Source organism: Streptomyces sp. NRRL S-350, assembly GCF_000719705.1.
Classification (GTDB): domain Bacteria; phylum Actinomycetota; class Actinomycetes; order Streptomycetales; family Streptomycetaceae; genus Kitasatospora.
Genome location: NZ_JOHO01000117.1, coordinates 1 through 7,827 on the forward strand (window position 1 = coordinate 1; position 7,827 = coordinate 7,827).

The 7,827-nt window shown below is 68.0% G+C and carries 10 protein-coding genes and 1 pseudogene; 5 read left to right on the plus strand and 6 right to left on the minus strand.

The genetic code is table 11. From position 1 onward, the window contains the following. The 4 genes and pseudogenes from IF30_RS42735 to IF30_RS48415 form a co-directional block, all read left to right on the plus strand. A pseudogene (locus IF30_RS42735) lies at positions 1-1,004 on the plus strand (IS630 family transposase); the annotation flags it as partial. Between the two features lie 218 nt (positions 1,005-1,222). Beyond that, the gene (locus tag IF30_RS0139435; RefSeq protein ID WP_030247750.1) at positions 1,223-1,756 is read left to right on the plus strand and encodes a hypothetical protein; all 534 of its coding nucleotides are present in this window, start codon (positions 1,223-1,225) and stop codon (positions 1,754-1,756) included. A gap of 886 nt (positions 1,757-2,642) precedes the next feature. Then, positions 2,643-3,173 (plus strand): hypothetical protein, encoded by a 531-nt coding sequence (locus IF30_RS0139440; RefSeq protein ID WP_234323022.1) that lies wholly within the window; start codon positions 2,643-2,645, stop codon positions 3,171-3,173. Between the two features lie 92 nt (positions 3,174-3,265). Beyond that, entirely contained in the window at positions 3,266-3,436 is a 171-nt protein-coding gene (locus tag IF30_RS48415) for a hypothetical protein (RefSeq protein ID WP_158835933.1), read from the plus strand. Positions 3,437-3,624: 188 nt separating this feature from the next. Here IF30_RS48415 and IF30_RS48420 read toward each other — a convergent pair whose 3' ends face one another. The 6 genes from IF30_RS48420 to IF30_RS48425 all read right to left on the minus strand — a co-directional run bounded on the left by IF30_RS48420 (position 3,625) and on the right by IF30_RS48425 (position 6,597). Next, complete coding sequence (locus IF30_RS48420; protein WP_158835936.1) at positions 3,625-4,053, minus strand: hypothetical protein; 429 nt, start codon at positions 4,051-4,053, stop codon at positions 3,625-3,627. A 311-nt stretch (positions 4,054-4,364) separates the two neighbouring features. Next, the gene (locus IF30_RS0139450; RefSeq protein ID WP_030247753.1) at positions 4,365-4,682 is read right to left on the minus strand and encodes a hypothetical protein; all 318 of its coding nucleotides are present in this window, start codon (positions 4,680-4,682) and stop codon (positions 4,365-4,367) included. A gap of 301 nt (positions 4,683-4,983) precedes the next feature. Further along, a complete protein-coding gene (locus tag IF30_RS50485; RefSeq protein ID WP_267884590.1) occupies positions 4,984-5,115 on the minus strand; it encodes a hypothetical protein in 132 nt (43 codons plus the stop codon). 84 nt (positions 5,116-5,199) lie between these two features. After that, on the minus strand, positions 5,200-5,598 hold the full coding sequence (locus IF30_RS0139460; RefSeq protein ID WP_030247756.1) for a hypothetical protein: 399 nt from the start codon (positions 5,596-5,598) through the stop codon (positions 5,200-5,202). Further along, entirely contained in the window at positions 5,549-5,815 is a 267-nt protein-coding gene (locus IF30_RS50910; RefSeq protein ID WP_078892055.1) for a DciA family protein, read from the minus strand. Before IF30_RS50910 ends, IF30_RS0139460 begins: the two co-directional genes overlap by 50 nt. A 359-nt stretch (positions 5,816-6,174) precedes the next feature. Beyond that, positions 6,175-6,597, minus strand: coding sequence for a hypothetical protein (locus IF30_RS48425; protein WP_158835939.1), 423 nt, complete (start codon positions 6,595-6,597; stop codon positions 6,175-6,177). 684 nt (positions 6,598-7,281) lie between these two features. Here IF30_RS48425 and IF30_RS0139470 point away from each other — a divergent pair. Continuing rightward, positions 7,282-7,827, plus strand: a 546-nt coding sequence (locus tag IF30_RS0139470) for a hypothetical protein (RefSeq protein ID WP_030247760.1), incomplete at its 3' end; no start/stop codon positions are given.

Here is a 7,827-nt window from a genome sequence, read left to right on the forward strand (position 1 = left end):
GGCATGACGGTGGACAAGATCGCTGCGGTGACGTTCACCAGCGCGGACCGGGTCCGCGACGTGATCCACAATTTCAACGCGGACGGCTTCGACTCGCTCTATCCGAAGTACAGGGGCGGCCGGCCGAAGACGTTCACCCTGCCCGAGCGACGCGAGATCAAGAAGATCGCCAAGTCCAAGCCGGCCGAGCACGGCCTGCCGTTCTCGACCTGGAGCCTGGCCAAGCTGGCCGACTTCCTGGTCGCCGAGGGGGTGGTCGACGACATCAGCCACGAGGGCCTTCGGGTCCTGCTCCACGAGGAAGGCGTCTCGTTTCAACGCGTGAAGACCTGGAAGGCCTCCCGCGACCCCGACTACGCGGCCAAGAAGGCCCGCGTCGAGCACCTCTACGCGATTGCCGACGGCGAGGTCATACCCGAGGAAGGCGAGCCCGAAGTCGTGTTCTGCATGGACGAGTTCGGGCCACTCAACCTTCAACCACACCCCGGCCGGCAGTGGGCCGAACGCGGTGGCAAGGGCAAGAAGCCCGACCGTGAGCCAAGACCCCGCCGGCGGGCGACCTACGCCCGCCCGCACGGCGTCCGGCACCTGTTCGCCGCCTACGACCTCGCCAAGGACCAGCTCTATGGCCATATCAAGAAGACCAAGAACCGCTCCAAGTTCCTGGAGTTCTGCCGCTACCCACGCTCGCTGCACCCAGCCGACGTGCGCATCGCGATCATCTGCGACAACTACTCCCCGCACCTGACGACCAAGCGGTGCCAGCGGGTCGGAACCTGGGCGGCGGCGAACCACGTCGAGATCGCCTACACCCCGACCAACAGCTCCTGGCTCAACCGCATCGAGGCCCAGTTCACCGCCCTGCGCTACTTCGCCCTCGACGGCACCGACCATCCCAGCCACAAGGCCAGGGCAGCATGATCCGCCGCTACATCATCTGGCGGAACAAGCATGCCGCCGACGAACGCCTACGCGTAGCCGTCAACAGGGCAAACGTTGCCTGATGCGGCACTAGAGTGCATCGCCGAGTGGCGGCCGAGAGTCCTCGCCCGGTCGATCCCGTAGCCGGCGGACCGGGGATCCCGCGACCGCGGTCAGCCGCCGCTCGGCGGGTCCGGCGCGCGTTGCGCCCGGGCCGGCCGGTCATCTGTCCGTGTGACTTCGCCACTCGAACAGCGCGGTCCCGGACTGCGGCAGATCGCGAATACGGGATGGTCTGTGCATGAACGAACAGTCGACGATGCCCGAGCCGCTGCGCCGGATGGTCCGCGAGATGTTCAGAGACGTGCTGGGGAACCTGGCGGAGGTGCTGTGGCATTCCCAGGCCGATTCCCATGACTGGCGGAGGATGCCGGGCTACCGCCTCACAGATGCCGCCGACACCCTGAACCTGATGGCGAACATTCATGCGGCGTACCTGCTGAAGAGCGGTCTCTCTGAGGATGCGGTGCGTACCTACGTCCAGCTTGAACAGGGGCGCAAGTACGAGAGGTGCCTGGATTCCCAGGAGGCCGATCAGACCTTGGCTCGCATGTTCAACCAGTCGGGCGCGAGCCTCGGGATCGGCTCATCCGCCTGCCGTGGTGATGCCCCGGAGTACTGCGACCAACTGGAGGCATTGCTGGCCGGGTGGCGGGCGGCGGGCTCGGAGGAGGACGACGAGGCGCTGTTCGGCCACCTCCCGCCAGCGGTCGCGGACCGGGCCCGAAGGATCGCCCGGGCCCTGGAGGAGGAGCCGCAGCCGTCCTCGGTCTGACCCCCGGTGGCCGGGACCTCTATCGACGGGCCCGGCCACTGGTATCAGCCCAGCCGGCCTTCCCGGATGTCGGCGGAGCAGTCCTCGGCTTAGAACGTCCGCGCAGCTCAGGGGGCCTGTCGGTCCAGGTGGGTTCCGGCCGGGTGTTCTCAGCCGCGGGTGGCGAAGGCGATCTCGTAGGGTGCGTGGCCTGCAAGGGCGAGTACGCCCGTGAGCAGAGCGGTCCACGGCGGGTCACAGCCCTCGATGGCGACTACCGACAGCTGGGACACCGCCGCCGGCTTGACGTGAAAGCTGGTTATCGGGCTCCCCGATTTTACCGAGCCGTCGCCTGCCCGCCCCCGGCCCCGCTGCCGGCCGGTACGTCGTCGCGAGGTGGTGGGCGTCCTCGGCTCGCGAAACCGGTTGTAGTGCCGGCGCGGGCTGACCTCCCGTTCGGCGGCGGCTTTGTCGAGCGCGGCCTACCAGGACCTGCGGCGCCTTCGCGCATCCAGCGCCGCAGATCCTGGTAGGCGGCGTGGTGGGCAAGCCAGCGCTGGGCCGGCTGCGCGGCGGGCCGGTCGTCCCTGCGGGTGTGCCGCGCAACGACGAGCCGATCTCCGATCCCGCCCGGCCTGTGGGTGGTCCGCTCATGGTCGACATGTAATGCTGGTGAGGGGTACGGCAGTATCCCCGCACGCGGCAGCGCCCGTCCGGACGCCGAGCCCAGCTTCTACCCGCTGTCCCGTTTCCCATTTCCGGCACATGGACGGCCACGGTTTCCCAGCCGGCGGGCGGGCTTTCACTGCCAACACGATGGCAGTTCCGGGCGGGAGACGAGAAAATTGAGGGGATTAGTCGGATGCCAGGTCAGACCGGCTGGACCGGATGCCAGAACTGTCGCGCGATGTACTTCAGCGGCAGCACTGAAGTGTCGCCCGACCATGGCCCGGGCAGCAACGGTGCTTGTGCCGCCGCGACCCCGGCTACCCCTGGGGGGATCCTCCCAGGCCCCCATGTGGCGGTGCCGGAATGGCAGTTCCAGGCCGAGATGAATCCCACACACCGGGGTGATTTCACGGTCACCGGCTGGACGGGCGACTTCTTCCGGTGCACCACATGCGATGGGATGTTCAGTATCGGCGCCGGTGCGGTGAATGGCGTCTGCCCTGGACGCCTGCCTCATCGGGAGCAGACCGCGGTGGGCTCCTTGCTCGTTCTGGGCCATCACGAAACCGGAGACACAGGCTACTTCTTTGCCACATCCTGGAGCGTCCGCGACGCTTTCGCATCGGGGTGGGCGCTGTGCGGGCATTGCGGCCTGATGTTCTTTCACGGGGATCCCAGCGACCAGGGCGTCTGCCCCGAACCCGGTGCGGACACGCATCACGCAGTGTCTGTGGACTTCGGAGCGGAGTCCGCGTTCGACGACTTCTAGCTGTACGAGGCCACGACGTTGGTGACGCGGACCGTCGGCTGCACCGGGGTGGGGCCGTCCGCATCGCGGGCAGTCTCCGCGCAGCGGTGTCGATGGACGACCAGCTGATCTACGGCCCGCACGTCTACTCTCTGGGGCTTGCGGAGGCCATCGACCGCAAGCTGCTCGCCCCGTTCGAGATCGTGGTCCTGGAGCTCCGCGACCCGCTCGGCGACCGCCAGGCCGCCGAGCGGCAGGGCGTGCGCACGACGACCAGGCTCTGACGATCCAGGGCGCATCAGACGGCCAGCCAGCACCCCTCGGAGTCCCATCCCCACTGGGTGGTGCAACCCGTCTCCACGTACGCGTGACGTGATCGCAGGGCCACCTCACGCGTACGTGAAGCAGGCCGACTCCCGTAGGAGACGGCCTGCCCTGTGCCCGCAGCCCCGTCAAGCACGAAGCCTGTGGGTCAGCAAACGTTCATCGTCGGTGAATACACTCCGTACACAGCACCCGGGACGCCGATATACGCCTGAGCCTGGACGTAGCAGCCGATCCGCCAGTCGGTAGACTTCCCCCAGATTTTGCCTTCGCCGTAATATCCGGGCGTCGGATACGAGTAGTCGTTGTAGTGGCCGTCCCCGCTGTTAAGCCACATCTGAGTTGAATCGTTGAGGATGGTTCCCCCGCCAGTGATCTGAATGAGGGGCTGTGACCATCCCGGACTGCCACCAAAGTGAAGACACACCGCTACCCTCGCCCCAGTGGTTAGTGGCACGGAAGCGCCGCAGCTATAGGTGTCGACGGCGTGGGCCGGAAGAGCAGTAGCAGTCATGGTGAGAGCCGAGGCAAAGGTGAGCGCAACAGCTCCCGCCAGCCGCTCCATTGCACGCTTCATTGCCAGTTTTTCCTCTCAGGTGGCGACTTCTCTGACGATGAATCCAGGATGAGCGCGAGTCGTTGATCAGCGAATGCAATGGAGACTTTTGGCTTGAAGACGCCGCTGCATGCCCGGAACCGGGTAGGCAGCCCTTGGAGAAATGAGGCATAGCAGACGGTATACACCCCCACAATGTCGGTGCTCAGCGTCGTGGACGGCTCCTACCCCACGCCGCGTGGTGCCGGGTATTAGGGGAGTACGGGGCGTCGAAGTGCGCCTGACCGTCCTTGTAGGTCGGCGCCGGTCCTGACGGCGCCGGCCAAGGATCCCTAGTCAGGCCTCGTGGCCGCTTCGGCGAGGGCGGCGCGGGTTGCTCCGGCCAGCTTCGCCGGGTGGGAGGCCAGGAGGGGGAACCGTCCCAGCACCACCATGGAGGGGGGTTCCTGCGGATAGTCGTCGAGGGACCACTCCTCCTCTCCCGCGTAGAAGAAGAGGCGCCAGCGCTTGCCGTTGTACTGGAGCTGAACGAACCCCTGGTGCTGGGAGTCGTCAGGATCTTCGAAGATTTCAGCCGTAGTGCCGGGGACGACCAGGTCCGCGAGAAGTTCTGCTGTCTGGTGCAGCGCTTCGGCGTATGAGCCGGGCATGGGGCGTAGCAGGGGGACGGAGGAGAACTGGGTGAAGAGGTGCTTTGCGGTGCGCGGGGACGGTTGGAGCTTGAACAGGTCAGGGCTGCGGCGATGGCGCCGGCCTGCTCGGGAGTGTGGAGAGCCCAGGGGGAGGACAGCAGCGTCGCCAGCCCATCGATGCTGGCCATGGCGGTGTCTGCGAGCCAGGCGGCGGCTTCCGGGCGGCCCTCGAAGTCGGTGACGTCGTCGATCCCGCAGCCGTTGAAGGTCTCGCCCACGTCCTCCAGCAACTTCTGCCAGGAGGTCTTGGTGGTGTTGCTCATGCGGCGCCGCCGTGGAGCGCGAGCAGGGCGACGCGGTGGGGTCCATGCACTGTGACGGCGTAGACGTCGTCCCAGTGCCCGTCGTTGTCGGCGTCGGGGCAGTTCGTCGTGCTGCGTTCCTTGCCCACGGAGGCTTCCTTCGCTGCAGTCGGGTCGGCAGACCAAGCTAGCGGCGGCCGGCGGGGCTGTTTGGTATCGCTCGATCAGGTGACTCAGGCCGACTTGGCGATCCCGGTACGGGTGGCCGGGCGGGGGATGCGCAGCGGGATCGCCCCGGCCCGGGTGGCGCGCGCGACGGCGAGAGCAGCGCGGTGGCGTTCGCGCTGCTGACGGGCGTGCTCGTCGATGTCAGTGGCTGGGGCGTCTTCGATCGCGGGCCGGTGGGCGCCCTCGTGCTCGCGCAGCCAGTTGTAGTGCCGGCGCAGGATCGCCTCCCGTTCGGCGGCGGCCTCGTCGAGTGCGGCTTGGCGGGCGGCGGCGTCCTCGCGCATCCGACGGCGCAGGCCCTGGTAGGCGATGTGGTCGGCGAGCGGGGGCCGGCCCGACTGCGCGGTGGGCGGTTCATCGCGGTGGGCGGGCCGGTCGTCTGGGTCCTCGTCGTGCTGCACCACGGCGGCTGGGCCGACGCGGACGTCGATGGCCCGGGACGGTGCCGGGCCGCAGTTGCTCGAGGTCGGTGAGGATACGGCGGTGGTGGAGGCGGAGCTGGGCGGCCCAGGCCGGGGAGTCGGCGACCGCGCGAAGGCGGCGGGTGGTCGAGTCGTAGCCGGCGAGGTGCCAGTGGGCGGCGGCCTCGGCGCCGACGACCGTGGGCCAGCGGTCGCGCAGGCCTCCGCCGGCGGTGCCGAGGGTTCAGCCGTGGGCGGCGACCAGGGCGAGGAACATGTGCCCGTACGGTCTCCAGGCGCTCGAGGAGCAGGTAGCGGGCGGTGGCGGTGTGAAGCTTGTTCGGCGGCCTGGCCGGCAGCTGCCAGCGCAGCGGTGCGGGAGGTCTGCCGACGGGCGGCGCGCCGCGCGGTGAGTCGGCCAGCGGAGTACGGGCCAGCCGAACGAGGGCGTTGGTCCGGTGGGTGTCGACGGCGTCCCGGGCGGTCTACAGGTCGGATCCGAGGACGTCCTCGCGGCTGGAGCCGGTGGGGCGGGAGGCGGCCATGGCCGCGCGGAGCTCGGGCCAACGGCGTCGTGTGCTACCGGGGCGAGTTCGGCACCGGGCACAGCAGCTCCTGGTCGAGCAGGGCGGTCAGCTCCGCCTGAACGGCCTTGATGGGCACTTTCCTCCCAAGCGCCTCGACGATCTCGGATGCGCTTACCGAGCCGTTGGCCTCGATGAGTTCGAGGGCGGTCGGGTACTGGGGATGCTGACGAAGGCGCTGGAATACACCGAGCGGGCCCGCGGCCACCTGTGTGCGGTGCACCAGATGGCCGGCGGCGCCGACCAAATGCTCGCCGGGGCGGTGCGGATGCTGCGCCGGGCCGGGCACGAGGGGCGGGCCGGACTGGTCGAGTGGGAAATCCTGGGCCGGCGCGTCATCCCGGGCTTGTGGACCGACCAGCTGGTCGAGGCGTACGACTGCGCCTACTGCCGTGTGTTCACCGCCGTCGAGGAACATGTCCGCCACGACCTTGCCGCCGGCCGCCGGCACCTGGCCGAGGCCGAGTTGCAGCGGGCCGCGCGTGCCCGTCGGCGCAAGCGCACCACCCTGTGGGACCGAGTACCGGCGAGCCTGTCGGCACGGCGCGCAGGCGGCCGGGTCCCGTGGAAGCAGGGGGTGTTCCCGGGGCAAGTACCCCAGTGGGCCGCGCTCGGCGGACAGCCTGGCGCGCCGAAGTCGACCCGGGCCGCCTCGAAGATCCTAGCCCGCCACTGGTCCGACGTGCCGTATCGCCCACACCCGCGCAGTCGAGCCCTGCCCCGAACCACACGCATGCCGAGGCTGGTCCAGCCCTTTAAAAATCGACCATGTACGGCCATGTCGGTCGTAGTCCGTTTAGGCGATCTTTGTCCCTTGGAGTTCATGGCCTGGCTCTGATCTACCTCAATTGTGTGGATCGGTTGATCATGCGGTGCTAGCTTCTCCCTCTGGGGACCATGAACGAACCTTGGGAATGGCGACGTTCGCCTGGGCGACCGCCTTCACCGCAATGTCCCACCTTTACCCGGCCGTCGACACCCAGCCGACCCGGGATTCGGCGTCAATTCTGCTATCGCAATACGGCACTCCCAGGGCAGGGGGAAATATGCAATTTGCATTCCTGCTCCGGGTTGTACGAGTCTTGAAACGGGGAAATGTACGATGCGAAAGAGTTTGCGGGCTATCTTGGTGGCGGTCGGCGCGGTAACCGCGGCGTTCACCTCCACTGCGATGGCGGCTGCCGAGACCACCACCGCCTACGGTGCGCCGTTCACGAGGTTGGGCCCGAACTGTGTCAACAGCGTGGTCATGGGTCGTGATAGCGGGCAGATCTACGCCTACGCCATCATGAAGTGCGACGCGGGCAAGGGAATTCTGACCCCGGACGTCGGTCTTTCCGGCGACAACGGGAACAACGGCATCGTCGGGAAGCTCGGATCCTGCGGCTGGATGGTCTCCTACTGCGAATCGCCGAAGGTCTACCTGCCGGAGATCCCCGGTGTCACATACCGGGCCGACAGCGCCGGCACGATAGACGGCAGCGGCCTCTTCCCGCCCGAGAACGCCATCGCGCACGCCCAGCTCATCGGTGGCGTGCACAACTCCCAGGCGGGTACGGAGGCGGGGACGGGCCGTGTCCGGTGGGCGGATTTCGACGGGGACGGCAAGGCGGACTACTGGATCGTCAATCCTGATGGTTCGGTGCAC